Here is a 19,084-nt window from a genome sequence, read left to right as displayed (position 1 = left end):
TTGGCAAGAATATCCCTCGTCCATGACCATGCCCCTGAGCCACCCCGACTCTCTGCGGATGGCACAGGATGGATGGGCCATGTACAAGAAGATCATCGAACGTCGTGATCGGCGTCACCTCTCGCTGCTACCCGGGTTCAACGGCATATGGACATCCACATTGGCCGACACCATGGGACGTCATGGCGTCATGGCGGGGGACATCCGCCCCCTTGTGGCCGATGTTCCGCTGGTTGGCATCGCGCTCACCGTCCTGAATTACCCGGACGACAACATCACCACCCATCGGGCGCTGCAACTGGTACAGCCGGGTGATGTCCTGGTGATCGACGCCGGACCCGGAAGCATGACCGGGTCGTTCGGCCACAACATGTCGCTGGAGGCCCGCAAGCGAGGGGCGGTGGGCGTGGTGTCCAGCGGCTTCGTTCGAGACTTGCGCTTGCTGCGCGCGGACGGGTTTCCGGTATTCGCGCGGGGCGGCTGCCCGAGATCGGCCCAGAAGAACACGCCGGGATCGATCAACGTTCCGATTTCCGTTGGAGGCGTGGTCGTGCAGCCTGGCGATGTCATCGTCGGAGACGACGACGGCATTGCGGTAGTTCCCTTCGGCGACGCCGCGGAGATTCTTGCGCAGGCCAAGCAACGCATGCAGATGGAGCACCAGCAAGCCCTCGATATTCGTGCCGGCAAGCGCCCGCTGGAGATCGTGCACGGCGAGGACTGGCTGGCCGAGTCGTTGCGCGGAAAGATAGAGGTGGTCGGGCGTGGGGACGGGCAATGAGCGCGGAACAAGCCTTCAAGGTAGAGGCCGCCTATGACATCATCATCGCGGGCAGCGGCGCCGCCGGGATGCGAGCCGCCATCGAGGCGCATGATCGCGGCGCACGTGTTGCCCTGTTGGCGAAGGGACCGCCACGTGCCAATCACACCCGCATGTCGGGGGGGCGCTATAACGCGGTCTCCGGTCAGAATCCGGCCGACAGCACGGGGGCGTTTCTTGGAGACACGCTCGATTCCGGCTGCCACATCAACAACCACCACATGGCGCGCGCGCTTGCCGAAGAGGCCATGGATCGCGCCTACGATCTCGAGTCATACGGGCTGGCTTGGGATCGCAAGGAGGATCGCCGCTATGTGCTGACCATGACGGGGGGCGGCAGTTTTGTCCGTACCATCGGGTCGGTCGACGAGGGCATCGGCATTACCGAGGTCATGCTGCATCAGTTGTACAAGCGCCGCATTCCCGTCCTGGGATTCCACATGCTGGTGGAGGTGGCACAGGCGGACGACGGTCATGCATGCGGGGCGCTGGCGCTCGACATGGCCGCCGGCATGTGGCGCTATTTTCCCTGCAAGGCCGTCATCATCGCGACGGGCGGGACGTCGCAACTCTACGAAACCAGCTCGGGGCCGGTCATCAATACCGGCGATGGCATCGCCATTGCATTGCGGGCGGGGGCAAGACTGGTGGACATCGAGTTCATGCAGTTCATTCCCATCTCGTTCGTCTATCCGCCAAGTGCGCGCGGCTACACCTTGACCGAGCCCGCCCATTATGGGATGCGGCACTACGACCCCAATGCCGATGCGGCCCACCTCCTCAACAATCAAGGAGAACGCTTTGTCCTGAAGCATGATCCGGTCCGCCGCGAGGGTAGTACGCGGGACGTACTCGCTCGCGCCATCATGCTGGAAATCCTCGAGGGCCGGGGAACCCCGGAAGGAGGGGTACTCATGGTGCCGGACCCCAGGGTCTTCGAATCGTTCTTGAAAGAGCGGCCCATATACGTCAAGAGGCTGCTGGAGAACTACGGAGAAGACCAGGCACGGTTCCAGAAGCCGATCCAGGTCATGCCCAGCGCGCTTTACACGCTTGGCGGCGTTCAGGTCGATGCCTGGTGCCGTTCGTCCGTTCCCGGGTTGTTCGTGAGCGGGGAAGCGGCCGGCGGCGTGCATGGCGCCAATCGCCTGGGTGGAAGCTCCATGCCGGACATACAGGTTTTCGGACGGCGTGCCGGCATGGCGGCGGCCGAGCATGTCGCGCAGCGGAGCGAGCCGGATGCCTCCGGCGTCAAGCATGCCTTGGCGCGGGTGCAGGCGCTCGAGGCGCCGTTGAGAAGAGACGGCGGGCTACGCCCCTGCGAGCTCAAGCAACGCATCCAGAAATTGATGTGGGACAACGTCGGTCTGGTCCGTAGCGAAAAATCGCTGACATCCACCTTGACCGCGTTCTCCGCGCTGCGCGAACAGTCGCTTGCGCAGTTGTTCGTGACAGGCAAGACCCGCATTCTCAACCGGGAATGGATGGAGGTCATGGAGCTCGAGAACATGCTGGACATCGGCGAGGCGATGGCGACGGCGTCGCTGCTGCGCACGGAGACGCGCGGAGCGCACTATCGCACCGACTATCCGGAGTCGGATCCGCACTGGCGCGCCAATATCTGCGTGGACAAGGTTCGCGGCCGGATGCTCGCGGCCCGCCAGGAGGTCGTCGGTATCGAGGCGGCGAGAGAGCCGGCCGTAGCCGTCGGCAGGTAGAACCGCATTTCCTTATCCAGAGGTAACGCATGAACGATGAGATGACCGTCGAAGCCGAGATAAGGCGCTATTCGCCGGGAGAGGACGCGGGGCCTCGATACGAGCGGTATGTCGTGACGGGGGCAGGCAATATGCGTGTGCTCGATGTGATTCGCCGCATCTATGCGACCAGCGCGGGCGATCTGGCCTTCCAGTTCGCGTGTCGTATCGGGCGCTGCGGTACGTGCGCGGTCAAGGTGAACGGCGTTCCGGTCCTGGCTTGCCAGGAACGTTGTGTTCCGCGGATGCGGATTGAACCGTTGACGCCCTTCCCCGTCATCCGGGATCTCGTGATCGATCGCACCGAGATCGAAGAGCGATATGCCAGGTTGGCGCTGACGCCGGCGCCTCCCGCGGCCGGCGCCGCGCAACCGCTGCCGATGGATCCCGGGCTTGCGGAGAGGATCGGGCATCTTGATTCCTGCCTCGCCTGCATGATTTGCGTGTCCGCCTGCCCAGCCGTGGCGGAGCGTCCATTCGACGGACCCGCGTTCATGCTCAAACTGGGCTACATGCACAAGCATCCGGCCAACGATCAGGACCGGGTCGACAGCGCGATGGAAAGCGGGCTGCTGGAGTGTTTTGGATGCGATGTGTGCACCCAGCTTTGCCCGGCGGATCTGAGCCCCGCCCAGGAAATACGGGAATTGCGGCGGGATGCTGTGCTGGGCGCGAGGAGCAGGTCATGAGGACGCATGCCATCGCCCTGCCCCGGGACACGACGCGGCAGTCGCGGGGATTGCTCATTGGCAACGTCTCGCGCCTGCTGCACCGGGTGAGCGGTGTCGTGATCATCCTATTCGTGCTGGCTCACACCTTGGTGCAGGCCGTTCGCCATTTTCCGCCTCTCATGTTCTTGAACGCCGCATGGCTGGGGCCGCTGCAGCAGCAGCCCTGGTTGCATGGCGTGCTTTATTTCAGCCTGGTCTTCCACACCCTCTATGGGTTGAGGCTGCTGGTCGGCGATCTCGGTGTGCGCATCGACTATCGCCTGTCGCTATGGGGCATCGTGGGGTTGAGTCTGCTTCCGCTATTGCGGGAATGGGGGCGCTATGCCGGCTTCTAGTCGGGAGGTATTCGGCAGGGAGTTCCGCCGCACGCCGGTATGGGTCTGGTGGGTGCAGCGTTTGTCGGGCCTTGCCTTGGGGCCGCTGGTGGCGATTCACGCCCTGGCTCCGGAAATGGGGCGCCAGAGCTGGGTGCTGGCGCTGTTGCTGGTGTCTATCGTGGTGCACGGCTACTCGGGGCTGCGACGTATCGCACCCGCGGCGAACCATGCTTCAAAGGCGACCTTCCTTGCCTGGAGCTGGAGCGCGGTGGTGGTGGTCGCGGGCATCCTGGTCATGGCAGGCCTGTCATGATCGACGCGATCGACGTTCACGTCACGGATCTGCCCGTTCGACTGCAGCGGACGTTCTCAAGCGGCAGCTATGACACGGGTCCGTCCGGACAGGAACTGGGCAAACCCGTGCTCGTGAAGATCCATGCCGACGGAGTGACGGGATACGGCCAGGTGCGGCCGATCGCTCCGGGACATTTCGTGGCGGACACGACGCACAGTGTCGTGGCGGCGATCCGCGATATCTACGGCCCGGCTCTGATAGGACAGCAGTTGTGCGGCCTGGAAAGCATGAATGCGATGTTCGATCGACGCCTGGCCGGCAATCCGGCCGCGCGCGCGGTGCTCGAGATGGCGGTCATCGATGCGATGGGGAAGGCCTGCGGCGTCCCGGCGCATACCTTCCTGGGCGGACCGTGTCGAACCCGTATTCCCCTGGAATGGTCGGTCAGCCTGGCCGGGGATGTGGGTGCCATTGTCGCGGAGGCGACGATGGCCGCCGAGCAGTATGGCATTGGAATCCTGTGCATCAAGGGCGGGGACCACCGAGGCTGGCGGCAGGACGTACGCCATATCGAAGCCGTGCGTCGGGCGTTGGGCGATTCGATTGTGGTGGGAATCGACCCCAATACCGGTTGGACGGTCCCCGATGCGTTGCAGGCCGTCGATGCCTTGAGGACGATCGGCATCGCCTATATCGAGCAGCCGGTCGACCGGCGCGACCTGGCCGGCCTGGCCGAGATCAGGCAGGTGGCGCGTGGAATCCCCGTCATGGCCGACGAAAGCCTGTTCACGCTCCAGGATGCGCTGGCGCTGGCGAGCGCGCGCGCCGTGGATGCCTATTGCATCAAGCTTTACAAGGTGGGCGGATTCACCACCGCGAGGAAGATGGCCGCGATTGCCGAGGCTGCGAATCTTCTCGTCAATTGTGGCGGCCTCGCGGTTCAGTCGCAACTGGAAGCCGCGGCCGCGGCGCACTTTTGCGCGGGAGTGCGTCCCGACCGGTTCTTTGGCGGCGCCGAGTTCACCTTCGGCTTGAATACGGTGGCGCCCGACCCGCTTGTTGTGGAAACCGATTTCGTCATTCGTGACGGCAATGTGGAAGTTCCGACCTCTGCCGGGCTCGGGGTGACCATCGATGAGGCGGCACTGCGTCGCTACACGCTACGCCTCGAACATATCGGCAGAGAGACACGGAGATAAATGCCATGAAGCCATCGATGATGTCGACGCTCTGTATGAGCCTGGTTGCCACCTGGGGCCTGGCCCCATGGAGCGTGTGGGCGGGCTACCCCGAACGACCGATTCGCCTGGTCCTGCCCGTCGCGCCGGGCGGCGGGACGGATATCGTCTCCAGGATCGTGGCGGAAAAGCTCGCGGCCGGGCTGGGCCAGTCCGTCATCGTCGAGAATCGCGGCGGCGCGGGGGGAAATATCGCGGCGGAGATGGTCGCGCGCGCCAAGCCAGACGGCTATACGCTGCTGGTCGTCACCGCCAGCCATGCGACCAATCCCAATCTCTACAGGAATCTGCCGTTCGATACATTGAAGGATTTCATTCCCATCACGCAGTTGACCAGCCAGCCCTACCTGTTCGTGGTCAACCCCCAACTGCCGGTAAAGAGCGTGCCGCAGTTTGTCGCCTATGCGAAGAAAACACCGGGGGTCACCTATGCGTCGTCCGGATCCGGTCTGCTGGGACACCTGGGCATGGAGCAGTTGAAGATGCTGGCCGGATTCGATGCCATCCACGTTCCGTACAAGGGCGCCAGTCCCGCGCTGGTCGACACGATCGCCGGACATACGCAGGCCTTCTTTCCAACCGTCGTGTCCGGCCTGCCGTTCGTTCGTGACGGCAAGGTGCGCGTCATCGGGGTCACCAGTTCGAAGCGCCTGAGCCTGCTGCCCGATGTGCCCACCGTAGCGGAAGCGGGGTATCCGGATTATTCCGTATATGGCTGGTACGGCTTGCTGGCGCCGGCCGGCACTCCGAAGGAGATCATCGATCGTCTTCACGACGAAACCGTCAAGGTGCTGGGGATGGCGGACGTAAGGGCGAAGATAGCCGCGGACGGCGCAGAACCGATCGGCAGCACGCCGGAGCAATTCGACGCATACATCCGAAGCGAAATGGAACGATGGGGAGTGGTCATCAAGCAGTCGGGAGCGAGGGTCGATTGAAATGTCGTTGCGCGATCGATGCCTGAGGCCATTGGGGGTGAACGGGCAGGCAGGATGCTTCTATTCTCTGGATGCGCTGGCGGAAACCGGGCTGCCCGGGATCCGCAGGCTGCCGTTCACCTTGCGTATCGTTCTTGAGTCGTTGCTGCGCAATTGCGATGGCACGCGTGTCCTGGAGCAGGATGTCCGCGACCTGGCGAACTGGCAGCCGAATGCGGCAAGAACGCAGGAAATCCCCTTCGTGGTGGGACGCATCGTGCTGCAGGACGTGGCGGGCATCCCCCTTCTGGGAGACCTGGCCGCGCTGCGCGGCGCGGCCGCTCGAACGGGGCGGCCGCTCGAAAGCGTGCGCCCGCGTGTCCCGGTAGACATGGTGATCGACCACGCAATCGAAGTCGATGTCAGCGGAGTGCCTGGTGCGCGCAAGCACAATGAGCAACGAGAATTCGAGCAAAACGGCGAGCGATTCGGCTTCGTCAAGTGGGCGATGCGGGAGATCGACGGCATCCGGCTGATTCCTCCGGGGTTCGGCATCCTGCATCAGGTCAATCTGGAGTACCTGTCAACCGGGTTGCTGCGGGATGGCGACGTATATTTCCCTGACTCGTTGGTGGGTACCGATTCGCATACCTGCATGATCTCCGGTCTGGGGGTGATGGGCTGGGGCGTGGGCGGTATCGAGGCTCAGGCAGCCATGCTGGGGGAGCCGGTCGGCTTCCTGGCCCCCGATGTCGTCGGGGTACGCCTGGTGGGTTCGTTGCGGCCCGGGGTGACGGCGACCGACCTGGTGCTGCACCTTACGCAGATCTTGCGCGCAGCCGGCGTCGTGGGGCAGTTCGTGGAGTTCATCGGCGAGGGGGTCGCGGGTTTGACCGTACCCGATCGCGCGACGATCGCCAACATGGCGCCGGAGTACGGCGCGACGGTGGGGTTCTTTCCCTTCGATCGGCAAAGCGTGCGCTATTTGACAGAGACCGGACGAGGCCCTCAAGCGATCGCCGATCTGGAGCGCTACCTGACGTTGCAGGGGTGCTTTGGCGACCCCGCCGAACGCGACGTTCGCTATACGCGGTATGTCGACGTCGATCTGGGGGATATGGGGCCATCGGTCGCGGGGCCCAGGCGCCCTCAGGACCGCGTCGATCTCCGGGATGTGAAGCAGGTCTTTCGCCGGGTCGTTCAGACCCCGGCCGGGAAGGGAGGGTACGGACGGGGCGAGCCGTGCTGGCGGCAGGACAAGGATGCGGACGGAACGTATCAACCCAGGGATGGCGACATCCTGATTGCGGCCATTACGTCCTGCACCAACACGTCCAATCCCTCGGTCATGCTTGCTGCCGGCCTGATCGCCGATGCGGCCGTCAAGCGCGGCATGGTCGTCCGGCCTTGGGTCAAGACATCCATGTCGCCAGGGTCCCGCGCGGTGACCGCCTATCTGGAGAGAACGAATCTCCAGCGCTCGCTCGACGCGCTGGGCTTCCAGGCCGTGGGATACGGCTGTATGACATGCGTAGGCAATTCCGGTCCGCTGGACGCCGAGGCCATGGATATGTTGCGCGCGAGCGGCGTCGTCGGGTGCGCGGTGCTGTCGGGCAATCGGAACTTCGAGGCTCGCATTCACCCCGCGCTGCGCGCGAGCTGGCTGGCCAGCCCACCCCTGGTTGTCGCCTATGCCCTGGCCGGAACGGTGGACATCGACCTGGCAAGCGATCCGCTGGGCATCGATCAGGCGGGACAGCCGGTATTCCTGGCGGAGCTCTGGCCCGACGATGCCACATTGGCATCGATGCTTGCCTCGGTTACCGATCCGCAGGCCTATCGCGAGATCTACGTCAACCAGCTCGGTCAGGGCAGTTCCCGGTGGGACCGGCTGCCGGACATACCCGGCAGCCTCTATCCATGGGACGCGGGATCCACCTTCATCCAGGAGCCGCCCTATTTCACCGACCCGGCCCTGGGGCGATCCCCCCTGGAGGACTTCGGCGGAGGGCGGGCGTTGCTGATCCTGGGGGACTCCGTCACGACGGATCACATCAGCCCCATCGGGCCGATCGACGCCGACTCTCCGGCCGGCCGCTACCTGCGGGACAGCGGTGTCCCAGCCGATGCCCTGGGCTCCTACGGCGCGCGGCGCATGAATCATGAAGTCATGATACGCGGAGGCTTTGGCAACATTCGTCTACGCAATCTGATGATTCCAGGGGGGGAGGGGCCATGGACCTTGTTCCATCCCGGGGGGAAGCGCATGCCGCTGTTCGACGCGGCCATGCGCTATCGCCAGGCTGGCGTTCCCCTGGTCGTCTTCGCCGGCCATGACTATGGCACGGGCAGCGCCCGCGATTGGGCGGCCAAGGCGACACGCATGCTGGGGGTGAAAGCAGTCATTGCCAGCAGCTTCGAACGCATTCACCGGAGCAATCTTGCCGGAATGGGCGTTCTGCCCTGCCAGTTGCCTGCCGATGTGTCGATCGCGTCGCTCGACCTGGACGGCAGCGAGACGTTCGCGCTCTCGGGCCTGTCGATGAAGTTGGAACCGCGGTCGGAATTGAGGCTTTCCATACTGCGAGCAGGAGGTGGGCGGCTCGAAGTACCGGTGGTTTTGCGGCTGGATACCCGGACGGAGATCGAATACGCCAGGCATGGCGGGATTCTGCGGTATTTGCTGGAACGGATTTGAAACCCGTCGCGTCGAGGCCGGACGTGCAATGTGGCGCGCCTTTCGGTCAATCACCGGATAAGCGCGCCAAATTTTTTTCTTGATAAATGCACACGTGTGCATTATTCTCGCCTTCAACGAATCGACAACGGCCGCCGGGCCTCGATGCCTACGCCACGCCAGGACGACAGGAATGCGACACCTATGATCATCAAAGAGCTGCGGGAGATCTCCGTTCCCCTGCGCGGCAACATCTCCAATGCCCTGGTCAACTTCTCGGAGCACACCGTCTCGCTGGTCGCGGTCATCACCGACGTCGTGCGCGACGGCAAACCGGTGGCCGGCATCGCCTTCGATTCCATCGGCCGCTATGCCCAGGGGGGATTGCTGCGCGAGCGTTTCTTTCCGCGCCTGCTGGCAGCGGGTCCGGAATCCCTGCTGGACGCGTCGGGCCGCCGCTTCGATCCCGCGAAGGTGTATGCCTGCGCGATGCGCAACGAGAAGCCGGGCGGCCACGGCGACCGGGCCGCGGCGGTGGCCGCGCTCGAGCTGGCGTTCTGGGACCTGAACGCCAAGCTGGACGACGAGCCGGCATTCCAGACCATCGGCCGCGCGCACGGGGTCTCCCGCCTGCGCGACGACGTGGACGTCTATGCCGCGGGCGGCTATTACTATCCCGGCGATCCTTGCGCCATCCTGCGCGACGAACTGCTGCGCTATCGCGACATGGGGTTCTCGGCCTTCAAGATGAAGATAGGTGGCGCCGACCTGGCCACCGACGTCGCGCGGGTCGAGGCGGCGCTGGAGGTCGCGGGCGACGGGTCCCGGCTGGCGGTCGATGCCAACGGCCGTTTCTCGGCAGGCGAGGCGGCCGCCTATGGGAAAGCCATGGCGTCGTACGGGCTGCGCTGGTTCGAGGAGGCCTGCGATCCGCTGGACTTCGATGCCAACCGCCGGTTCATCGAAGGCTATCCGGGCGCGGTGGCCACGGGCGAGAACCTGTTCTCGGCCGCGGACGTGCGCAACCTGCTGCGGTTCGGCGGCATGCGGGCGGACCGGGACATCTTCCAGATGGACGCGGGGCTGAGCTACGGACTGACGGAGTATGGCCGCATCCTGGCCGAGATGGACGCGCACGGCTACCGGCGGGCGCAGCTCTATCCCCATGGCGGCCACCTGATCAACCTGCACATCGCCGTGGGGCTGCAACTGGGCGGCTGCGAGGCCTATCCCGGCGTGTTCCAGCCCTTCGGCGGCTATTGCGACGAATGCGTGGCGGGCGACGGCCGCATCGCGCCGTCGGCCGCGCCGGGCTTTGGGTTGGAGCGCAAGCCGGAGCTGCGCGAAGCGATCGAACAACTGCTGGCGTGAAGGAGACGCGCATGAAGATCCTGGTGATGGGGTGCGGGGCCATGGGCTCCATCTATGCCGGCCTGCTGGCGGGCAGCGGCAACGACGTGGTGGCGGTGGACACCTGGCGCGAGCACGTCGCCGCGATGCGCGACCACGGCCTGCGGGTGGAGGGGGCGAGCGGCGACCGGGTGGTACGGGTGCGGGCCGTGGAGCAGGTGCCCGACGAGCCCGTGGACCTGATCGTCGTGGCGGTCAAGGCCGCGCACGTGGGCGAGGCGGCGGGCCGGCTGGTCCCGGCCGTGGGGCCCGCTACCCGGGTGTTGACCATCCAGAACGGCATGGGCAGCGCCGATCTCGTGGCGCGGGCGGTGGGCGCGGAGCGGGTGGCGGTGGGCATCGCCGGCGGCTTCGGCGCGCAGATGCGCGGCCCCGGGCACACCTTCCACAATGGAATGGAAATTATCCGCATGGGCGCCTATTCGACGCTGGCGCGCGAGCGGGTGGACGAGATCGCCGGCCTGTGGCGCGCGGCCGGATTCAAGGCCGAGGCGGTGGACAACATCGCCGCCATGCAGTGGGAGAAGTTGATCTGCAACGTGGCCTACAGCGCGCCCTGCGCGCTGACCGGCATGACGGTGGGCGAGGTCATGGACGACGCCGACATGGGGCCGGTCAGCCGGGCCGCGGCGGTCGAGGCCTGGGAAGTCGCCCGGGCGCGCGGCGTCGCCCTGTCCGTGCAGGATCCGGTGGCCCACGTGCGGGCTTTCGGCGCGAAGATTCCCGACGCCAGGCCTTCGTTGCTGCAGGACCTCGAAAATGGGCGGCCCAGCGAGATCGACGTCATCAACGGCGCCGTGCCCCGGGAGGCGGCCCTGGCGGGCATGCAGGCGCCGGTCAACGCGACGCTGACGGCGCTGGTCCGCCAGCGCGAGCGCCGCGCGGCACGTTGATGGCATCCGGGAGCCGGCCATGGGCATGACCGCCACCGAGAAGATCTTCGCCCGCCACGCCGGACGCGACCGGGTGCGCGCGGGCGAGATCGTGACGGCCCGGATCGACCGCGCGCTGCTGAACGACGTCAGCGGGCCGATCGCCTTCGAGCGGCTGGCGCAGATGGGCGTGACGCGGCTGCGTGACCCGGATCTGGCGGTGCTGGTGGGCGATCATTTCGCGCCACCCAAGGACGTGGCCTCGGCCCGGGCATTGCGTTCCCTCCAGCGCTTCGCCGACGAGCACGGTGTGCGCCACCATTACGACATCGGCACGGGCGGGATCGAGCACACCCTGCTGCCCGAGCTGGGCCTGGTGCGTCCCGGCGACCTGATCGTCGGCGGCGATTCCCATACCTGCACCTATGGCGCGTTCGGCGCGATCGGCATAGGCATGGGGTCGACCGACATCGCGGCGGCGCTGGCGATGGGCGAACTGTGGTTCACCGTTCCAGGCACGCTGCGCATCGAGTTCCACGGCGACCGGCGGCCCTACGTGACCGGCAAGGACCTCATCCTGCACCTGCTCCAGCGCCTGGGCGTGGATGGAGCCGCGTACCAGAGCATGGAGTTCGGCGGCCAGGGCATGGCCCGGCTGGGCATGGACGAGCGCATGGCCCTGTGCAACATGGCGGTGGAGGCCGGCGCCAAGACCTGCATCGTGCCGCCCGACGACACGACGCGCGAGTGGGCGCGGCGGACAACGGGCGGCGAGGGCGTCATTGAATACGGGGATGCGGAGGCGGACTACGCCGGCCGGCTGGACGTGGCGCTGGAGACGCTGCCGGTCCTGTGCGCGAAACCCTATTCGCCCGGCAATGTGGCGCCCGTGGCCGAGGTGCGCGGCGTGCGCGTGGACCAGGCCTACATCGGCAACTGCGCCAATGGCACGCTGACCGACCTGCGCCAGGCCGCGGCCATCCTGCGGGGCCGCAAGGTGGCGCGCGGCGTGCGCTGCGTGGTCGTGCCGGCCACGCGGGACATCTACCGGCAGGCATTGGCCGAAGGGCTGATCGACGTTTTCGCCGAGGCCGGCGCGCTGGTGTCGCCTTCGACCTGCGGTGCCTGCGCCGGACTGAGCACGGGCGTGCTGGCCGAGGGCCAGGTCTGCGTGGCGACCACCAATCGCAATTACCGGGGCCGCATGGGGGACCCGGATTCCCAGGTCTACCTGGCCAATGCCCATGTCGCCGCGGCCAGCGCCGTGGCGGGCGAACTCATCCATCCGGAGGCGCTGTGAACCCGGCATGCGCGACGGTGCGCCGGTTCGGCGACGACATCGATACCGACGTCATCATTCCCGCCATCTACCTGACCTCGCATCGTCCCGAGGTGCTGGCCCGGCATTGCATGGAGCCGCTGGATCCCGGGTTCGCCGCGCGGGTGCGGCCCGGCGACGTGCTGGTCGCGGGCCGCAACTTCGGCTGCGGCTCGTCGCGCGAGCACGCGGTGCTGGCGCTGCAGGCGGCGGGCATCTCATGCATCGTGGCCGAGAGTTTCGCCCGCATTTTCTTTCGCAACGCGCTCAACAACGGGCTGCCGCTGGTGACCTGCGCGGACGCGGTCCGGGACGCCCGCGAAGGCGATGCGATCCGGGTGGACCTGGACGGCGGACAGGTCCGGCTGGGCGCGCGCGCGTATCCGTTTCCCGTCCATCCGCCCTTCCTGGCCGGCATGATCCGGCAGGGCGGGCTGGTGGAATACGTCAGGCGGCGACTGGCCGAGACCGGTCCGGACTGACCCATCATCGAGGCGCACAGACGCCAGAGGAGACATGCATGGACCCCCATACGAAACGACCCGGCCACCGACGGCGCCTTGCGCTTGCCGCCAGCCTGCTTCCCGCCCTGCTGCTGGCGAGCCCCGGGCCGGCGGCCGCCCAGGCCGCCGGCCGCTATCCCGACAAGCCCATTCGCCTGATCGTGCCGTTCGCGGTGGGCGGGACCAGCGATGTGTTCGCACGGCTGGTCGGGCAGAAGCTCTCCACCGCTTTCGGCCAGCAGGTCGTGGTCGAGAACCGGCCCGGCGCCAACGGCAACATCGGCACGGACATCGTCGCCAAGGCGGAGCCGGACGGCTATACGCTGCTGTTCGCGGCCGACGGCACCATGGTGATCAACCCCAGCCTGTACGCGAAGCTGCCCTTCAACGTCGAGCGCGACCTCGCGCCGGTGTCGCGGGTCGTGCTGGTGCCCCTGATCATCGTCGCCAATCCGCAGTTGAAGGCGTCCACGCTGCCGGAACTCGTGGCCCTGGGCAAGCGCGCCGACGCCGACCTGGATTTCTCGTCCGCGGGGCTGGGCAGTACCGGCCATCTGGCGGGCGAGCTGCTGAAGGCGCGCACGGGCATGCGCATGTCCCATGTCAACTACAAGGGCGGCGGCCAGGCGGTCACGGACGTGGTGGGCGGGCAGGTGCCGCTGCTGGTGACGGCGCTGGCCACCGCGGATCCCTTCATCAAGAGCGGCAAGCTCAAGGCCATCGCGATGACGTCCGGGCAGCGCGCGGCCGGCGCGCCGGGCATTCCCACCGTGGCCGAGGGCGGCGTGCCGGGCTTCGACGTCTCGTCGTGGTACGGCATCCTCGCGCCGGCCCGCACGCCCGCCCCCGTCATCGAGAAGCTGCACGCCGAACTGGCGCGCATCCTGCAGGCCGACGACGTGCGGCGCCGCTTCCAGGAGCTGGGCGGCGAACCCATCGGCGATACGCCGCAGGCCTTCGCAGGCGTGATCAAGGACGATCTGGCCAAGTGGGCGCGCATCGTCAAGGATGCCGGCATCAGCGTGCAATAGCCGTGTTTCCCGAGCGCCCGCCTGCCCGCGAGCCGGCAGGCGGGCGGGTAAACTCTGGGCACCGGACGCCCACAGGAAACCCATGGCCAGTTCCAAGCCCGCCCACGGTCCCGTCACCATCAAGGACATCGCCGCCGCACTGGGCATTTCGCACACCACCGTCTCGCGCGCGCTGAACGATCATCCCAAGCTCAGCGACGACACCAAGGCGCGGGTACGGCAGGCGGCGCAGGAACTGGGCTACGTGCTGAACGCCTCGGGGCGCGTGCTGCGCGGCGGCGCCAGCCCTCTGGTGGGGCTGGTCATTCCGGACATCCAGAACGATTTCTACAGCGCCATCGCCAAGCGCCTGGCCGAACGCTGCCGGGACGCGGGCTTGCAGATGGTGCTGGCGATTACCGAAGACGATCCGCAAGCCGAATGCGGCGAGGTCCAGGCGTTGATCCAGGCCCGCGCCGCCGGCATCGTCATCACGCCCTCGCCGGCGCCGCTGCCGCGCACGGTCGAATTGCTGGCCGGCACGCCCGTCGTGCAGCTCATACGCAGCGTCGCGACGCTGGCCACCGACGTGGTGGCAATGGACGATGCGGCGGCGGCGCACGCCGCGGCGGCCCACCTGCTGTCGCTGGGACACCGGCGCATCGGCTACGTGGGCGGGTACGGCCGCATCAAACCGGGGCGGGACCGCCTGCGGGGCTTCGTGCGGGCGCATGTCGAGGCCGGGCTGGAGCCGGACCGCGACCTTATCGTGCAGGTGCCGCCACGCCAGGAGTTCGGCGCCGAGGCGATGCGTCGGCTACTGGCCGCGCGGCAGCGCCCGACGGCGGTGGTCATCGGCAGTTCGGAGCTGACCATCGTCGCGCTGTCGGTCATCCGCGAGCACGGCCTGTCCATTCCATCCGACATCTCGGTGGTGGGCTACGGCGATCCCAAGTGGTACGAACTGACGACACCGCCGCTCACGGCGATCCGCCTGCCCATCGATGCGCTGGCGGCGTCCACGGCCGAGCTGGTTCTCGCCCGCATCGGCACCCAGGGACAGCCCGGCGATCCCGCTCCTGCCGCGCGCCGGATCCGCATCCGGCCCGAACTTATCGCGCGGGGTTCCGCCGTTCCGCGTCGCTGAGCGTGAACGGGCCCTAGCGCCGCCGTGCCGCGTCCGGCCGGACGTTGCCGTGCAGGGCCGCATAGGCCATCAGCTCCTGTTCCATCGCCTGCGCCAAGGGTGGCAGGGCTTGCGATTTCACCTTGACGATACCGATCCGCCTGTGGCGGCCGGGGCGGACCAGCGGTACGAAGCGCAGGTCGTTCGCGAATGCCGGTACCGCCAGCCGGGGCAGGATGGTGACGCCGACCTGGCTCGACAGCATCGCCGAGAGCGTCATCATGTTGGAGACATGGAACCAGCAGCGGTCCAGCCATTTCGCCTCGGGCGTGCCGTTCAGTTCGCGGTGGGCGGTGGTGCCGATCAGCGGCAGGTCGGCCAGCACGGACCAGTCCAGCCTGCTGCGCCGGGCCAGGAGGTGGCTGGCATGGCAGACCAGGCCGAACGCATCGGTCATGAGCGGGATGAAGTCGAGACCGGGTGTGATCGAGATCTCGCTGGACAGGCCGAAGTCGACTTCGCCCGACAGCACCATGCGATGGATGTTCTCGGAGTTGTCGTCGATCAATCGCACCGCCGCGCCGGGATGGCGGCCGATGAAGTCCTTGATCAGCGCCGGCACCCAGTTGGTGGCGAAACTGCCGATGGACGCCAGCGTGAGCGTTCCCGCGTGCTGGCGCGATTGCGACAGCAGCGTTTCGACGATGCGGTCGTGGTGTTTCACCAGCTCCCTGGCCAGGGGTTCGCACACCTTGCCGAAGGCCGTGGGAGTCGTGCGGCGATCGGCCTCGAACAGCGGCGCGCCCAGCTTTTCCTCCAGCAACTGGATGATCTTGGAGACGGCGGGCTGGCTGCGCAGTACCTTGTCGGCGGCAATGCGGTAGCTCTTGGCATCCAGGACGTGGAGGAAAACGCGCAACTGGGCGATCGGGATCTCTGCCAGCATGTCGATTCCAAATGGTTATTATCTGATCAATATTATTCAATTTTTGGATGATGCGGACGGGCCTATCATCGCCGGATGAATCACGCAGATCGATCCGGCGAGACGCCTGTTCCGCCGCAAGCCATCCAGGAATCCGGCCCGCTCATCCTCGCCCTGGCGGGGGGCGGCTGCAGTCCCCGGATCTATGGCCCGGTGGCCGCCCCGGGCTTCGTGTTGCATGAAGTGGATTGGATGCAAGGGGCGGGTCCGTTCACGCCCCAGGCCGTCGCCGGACGCCTGGCCGCCGCGCTGGCGCCGCGAACCGCGCCGACGGTGCTGCTGGGTCATTCGCTGGGCGGCGTGATTGCCTTGCTGACGGCATTGGCCCGGCCGTCCGCCGTGCAGGCGCTCGTCATCTCCAATACAGGTCCCCACACGCGGGATCATGGCGACAATTCGCTGCCCGCGCGGATCCGGGACCAATGGACCCCGGAAGCAAGGCGGGCCTTTCTGCAAGCCTGTTTCGCGCACGATCCGCCGGCGGCCCTGATGAGGGAGCTCGAGCGCTATCTTGGCGCGCTGCCGACCGCGCCGCTGCTCGAAGCCGTCGAGGGCCTGCGCCGGATCGATCTGAGCCCCAGGTTGGGCGCGATCCGCTGTCCGGCGCTGATCGCGCATGGAGAACTGGACCGGCGCCGCGGCGTGGCCGACGCGCGGCGGCTGGCGGCGCTCATCCCGGGTGCCGAGCTGGTCCTGCTGCCGGGCGGCCATACCCCCATGGTGGACTGCGCCGGCGCTTACAACGATGCACTGGACACGTTTCTCGCGCGGCATCTTCGCGCAACCCAACCCTGACGGGATATAGCAAGAACGAGGAGACAATCATGAACATCGGGAGCATCCGGCGCCTGGCGCCGGCAGGTCTGTTGGCATGTTCGGCGGCCTGGGCGGGCCCTGTCCACGCCCAGGCATCCGACTGGCCGAACCGTCCGGTCACCATCATCGTGCCGTCGGCCGCGGGCGGCGCGGCCGATTTTTCCGCGCGGGTGTTCGCGGGCTACATCGCCAAGGTCCATCCCAAGGCCACCGTGGTGGTGGACGACCGTCCGGGCGCCGGCGGCGTGATCGGCACCATGGCCGCCAAGGAGGCCAAGCCCGACGGCTACACCTTCCTGTTGTCCACCAATTCGACGCATGCCGCCAACCTGAGCCTGTACAAGGACCTGCGCTATGACCCGGTCAAGGATTTCGTGCCGGTGGGCCGGTTCGGCACCTTCGGCTCGGTGCTGATGGTGCCCAAGGAAAGTCCGTTCCGGTCGGTGCAGGACCTGATCGCCCAGGCGAAATCCCAGCCCGGGCGCATGAGCTTCGGCTACTACAGCTCGTCGTCGCAGGTGCCGGCGGAAATGCTGAAGGCCGCCGCGGGCGTGGTCTATGAAGGCGCCGCCTACAAGAACGTGACGCAGATCATCACCGACCTGATCGGCAAGCAGTTCGATTTCGCGTTCCTGGATGCGCTGTCGGCCGCCCCCGCGCTGCAGAACGACCGGCTCAAGCCCATAGGCGTCACGACGCCGCGCCGGCTGCCGCAACTGCCCGATGTGCCGACCATCGGCGAGGCCATCCCCGGCTACGAGATGCAGGGCTGGCTGGGCCTGACGGCCCCGGCCGGGACGCCGCCCGCCATCGTCGAGACGGTGAGCGCGCTGATGGGCAAGGCCATGGCGGATCCCGAGGTCCGGCAATCGCTGGAAGCCAAGGGCATGCAGGCCGGCTTCCTGCCCGCCCGCGACATGGGCGCCTTCATCGCGGCGGACATCGTGCGCTGGCGCGACTGGGTGCGCATGGCCAACATCCCGCCCAACTGAAGCGGGCCGCGCGCCTGACCATCGTGGACCTGTTTCCGGACGAGGTGGTCGAATCCCTGGACAGCGGCAATATCGATCTGGCCATCGGCTATTTCCCGGGCATGCCGAGCCGGCGTACCGCTGGCTGCGGCAGGTGGTCCATGACCAGACCTCGGGGCTGCCGGTGGGGCGCCGCGCCGATTGAGTGCCGTTGCGACTCAATCGAGGCGTGTTTTCGAATTGGACGGTGCCGCCCGGCCAGGGCTAGAGTGCCGGCGTCGCTCCGGGAACGGCTGTTGTCCCGGCCTCCTCATTCCGTCCAGGAAAGCACGCCATGCGCAAGATCCTTTCTTCCCTCCCCTTCCACCACGTCGCGTGGGCTATCGCCGCCGCGTCCGTGGCCGGCCCCGCGAGCGCGCAGGCCTATCCCGACAAACCGGTCCGCATGGTCGTCGCGTTCGCGCCGGCGGGCGGGACGGACATCGTCGCCCGGCTGGTGGCGCCGCGGATGGCCGAACTGCTCGGCCAATCCGTCGTCGTCGAGAACCGGGCGGGCGCGGGCGGCGTCATCGGCACCGAGAACGTGGCGAAGGCCGCGCCCGATGGCTACACCACGCTCATGGCCACCATGGGCAACCTGGCTGTCAATCCCTATCTGTATTCGATGCGCGTCGACGTCCAGCGGGACCTGAAGCCGGTCAGCAAGGTGGTGGAGGTGCAGTTCGCCTTGCTGGTGCATCCGTCCGTGCCGGCCAAGACCCTGCGCGAGTTCATCGACCTGGCGAAAGCGCGTCCCGGCCATCTGACCTACTCGTCGTCGGGCATAGGCGGCGGGCCGCACCTGGCCGGCGAGCTGTTCGACAGCCTGGCCGGCACCAAGCTGACGCACGTGCCCTACAAAGGCAGCGGCCAGAGCCTGTCGGACCTGATCGGCGGACAGGTGTCGGCGTCGTTCGACAGTTTGCTCCAGGCGCTGCCCTACGTGCGCGACGGGCGGCTGCGCGCGCTGGCGATTCTGGGCAGCGAGCGCTCTCCGCTGTTGCCGGACGTGCCTACCGTGGCCGAGGCCGGCGTGCCGGGCTATGAGTTCACCAACTGGTACGGTCTGGTCGCGCCCGCCGGCACGCCGCAGCCGGTGGTCGAGAAGCTGAACGGCGCCGTGCGCCAGGTGCTGGGGCAGGCCGATATCCGGCGCAAGCTCGAAGACATGGGTGCCCGCGTGGTGGGCGACACGCCGGATGCGTTCGGCCGGTTCATCGCCACCGAGAACACCAAGTGGGAGAAGGTGATTCGCGCCGCCAAGATCACGGCCCAATAGGCC

Annotated in this window: 18 protein-coding genes; 17 read left to right on the top strand and 1 reads right to left on the bottom strand. The window is 67.0% G+C overall.

The genetic code is table 11. From position 1 onward, the window contains the following. The first annotated feature begins 79 nt into the window (after positions 1–79). The 14 genes from AC1Q6E_RS17055 to AC1Q6E_RS16990 all read left to right on the top strand — a co-directional run bounded on the left by AC1Q6E_RS17055 (position 80) and on the right by AC1Q6E_RS16990 (position 15,012). Complete coding sequence (locus AC1Q6E_RS17055) at positions 80–781, top strand: RraA family protein (RefSeq protein ID WP_296561134.1); 702 nt, start codon at positions 80–82, stop codon at positions 779–781. Next, complete coding sequence (locus tag AC1Q6E_RS17050) at positions 778–2,538, top strand: FAD-binding protein (protein WP_492573158.1); 1,761 nt, start codon at positions 778–780, stop codon at positions 2,536–2,538. The genes AC1Q6E_RS17055 and AC1Q6E_RS17050 overlap by 4 nt, the downstream gene beginning before the upstream one ends. Positions 2,539–2,567: 29 nt before the next feature. Next, the gene (locus AC1Q6E_RS17045; RefSeq protein WP_152798347.1) at positions 2,568–3,266 is read left to right on the top strand and encodes a succinate dehydrogenase/fumarate reductase iron-sulfur subunit; all 699 of its coding nucleotides are present in this window, start codon (positions 2,568–2,570) and stop codon (positions 3,264–3,266) included. Next, positions 3,263–3,643, top strand: a complete 381-nt coding sequence (locus AC1Q6E_RS17040) for a hypothetical protein (protein WP_152798346.1) — start codon at positions 3,263–3,265, stop codon at positions 3,641–3,643. Before AC1Q6E_RS17045 ends, AC1Q6E_RS17040 begins: the two co-directional genes overlap by 4 nt. Then, positions 3,630–3,938 (top strand): hypothetical protein, encoded by a 309-nt coding sequence (locus AC1Q6E_RS17035; RefSeq protein WP_296561132.1) that lies wholly within the window; start codon positions 3,630–3,632, stop codon positions 3,936–3,938. Before AC1Q6E_RS17040 ends, AC1Q6E_RS17035 begins: the two co-directional genes overlap by 14 nt. Continuing rightward, a complete protein-coding gene (locus AC1Q6E_RS17030) occupies positions 3,935–5,119 on the top strand; it encodes a mandelate racemase/muconate lactonizing enzyme family protein (protein WP_296561131.1) in 1,185 nt (394 codons plus the stop codon). Before AC1Q6E_RS17035 ends, AC1Q6E_RS17030 begins: the two co-directional genes overlap by 4 nt. A gap of 5 nt (positions 5,120–5,124) precedes the next feature. Further along, positions 5,125–6,096: a tripartite tricarboxylate transporter substrate binding protein gene (locus tag AC1Q6E_RS17025; RefSeq protein ID WP_296561130.1), complete on the top strand. Its 972-nt coding sequence runs from the start codon at positions 5,125–5,127 to the stop codon at positions 6,094–6,096. A gap of 1 nt (position 6,097) precedes the next feature. Next, positions 6,098–8,773, top strand: a complete 2,676-nt coding sequence (gene acnA, locus AC1Q6E_RS17020; RefSeq protein ID WP_492573157.1) for an aconitate hydratase AcnA — start codon at positions 6,098–6,100, stop codon at positions 8,771–8,773. 183 nt (positions 8,774–8,956) lie between these two features. Continuing rightward, a complete protein-coding gene (locus AC1Q6E_RS17015) occupies positions 8,957–10,123 on the top strand; it encodes an enolase C-terminal domain-like protein (RefSeq protein WP_152798343.1) in 1,167 nt (388 codons plus the stop codon). Between the two features lie 11 nt (positions 10,124–10,134). After that, entirely contained in the window at positions 10,135–11,055 is a 921-nt protein-coding gene (locus AC1Q6E_RS17010; protein WP_152798342.1) for a 2-dehydropantoate 2-reductase, read from the top strand. Between the two features lie 19 nt (positions 11,056–11,074). Then, a complete protein-coding gene (locus AC1Q6E_RS17005; RefSeq protein ID WP_492573156.1) occupies positions 11,075–12,334 on the top strand; it encodes a 3-isopropylmalate dehydratase large subunit in 1,260 nt (419 codons plus the stop codon). Then, positions 12,331–12,834 carry a 3-isopropylmalate dehydratase small subunit gene (locus AC1Q6E_RS17000; RefSeq protein WP_296561121.1) on the top strand — a complete coding sequence of 168 codons (504 nt, stop codon included), beginning with the start codon at positions 12,331–12,333 and terminating at the stop codon, positions 12,832–12,834. Before AC1Q6E_RS17005 ends, AC1Q6E_RS17000 begins: the two co-directional genes overlap by 4 nt. A 38-nt stretch (positions 12,835–12,872) precedes the next feature. After that, positions 12,873–13,886 (top strand): tripartite tricarboxylate transporter substrate binding protein, encoded by a 1,014-nt coding sequence (locus tag AC1Q6E_RS16995; RefSeq protein ID WP_492573155.1) that lies wholly within the window; start codon positions 12,873–12,875, stop codon positions 13,884–13,886. Positions 13,887–13,968: 82 nt separating this feature from the next. Continuing rightward, a complete protein-coding gene (locus tag AC1Q6E_RS16990) occupies positions 13,969–15,012 on the top strand; it encodes a LacI family DNA-binding transcriptional regulator (RefSeq protein ID WP_152798339.1) in 1,044 nt (347 codons plus the stop codon). Positions 15,013–15,025: 13 nt separating this feature from the next. On the opposite strand, the gene AC1Q6E_RS16985 is transcribed toward AC1Q6E_RS16990, so the two are convergent. Next, on the bottom strand, positions 15,026–15,937 hold the full coding sequence (locus AC1Q6E_RS16985) for a LysR family transcriptional regulator (protein ID WP_492573154.1): 912 nt from the start codon (positions 15,935–15,937) through the stop codon (positions 15,026–15,028). 75 nt (positions 15,938–16,012) lie between these two features. Between AC1Q6E_RS16985 and AC1Q6E_RS16980 the strand changes: the two genes are divergently transcribed. The 3 genes from AC1Q6E_RS16980 to AC1Q6E_RS16970 all read left to right on the top strand — a co-directional run bounded on the left by AC1Q6E_RS16980 (position 16,013) and on the right by AC1Q6E_RS16970 (position 19,081). After that, the gene (locus tag AC1Q6E_RS16980; RefSeq protein WP_492573153.1) at positions 16,013–16,771 is read left to right on the top strand and encodes an alpha/beta fold hydrolase; all 759 of its coding nucleotides are present in this window, start codon (positions 16,013–16,015) and stop codon (positions 16,769–16,771) included. Between the two features lie 29 nt (positions 16,772–16,800). Next, positions 16,801–17,784, top strand: a complete 984-nt coding sequence (locus tag AC1Q6E_RS16975) for a tripartite tricarboxylate transporter substrate binding protein (protein WP_152798336.1) — start codon at positions 16,801–16,803, stop codon at positions 17,782–17,784. A gap of 313 nt (positions 17,785–18,097) precedes the next feature. Beyond that, positions 18,098–19,081 (top strand): Bug family tripartite tricarboxylate transporter substrate binding protein, encoded by a 984-nt coding sequence (locus AC1Q6E_RS16970; protein ID WP_152798335.1) that lies wholly within the window; start codon positions 18,098–18,100, stop codon positions 19,079–19,081. Positions 19,082–19,084: the final 3 nt, after the last annotated feature.

The organism is Pigmentiphaga sp. MLSB6-MA01, assembly GCF_058793475.1.
The sequence above is the reverse complement of the archived record's forward strand: the minus strand, read 5'-3'. Positions and strand labels throughout refer to the sequence as shown.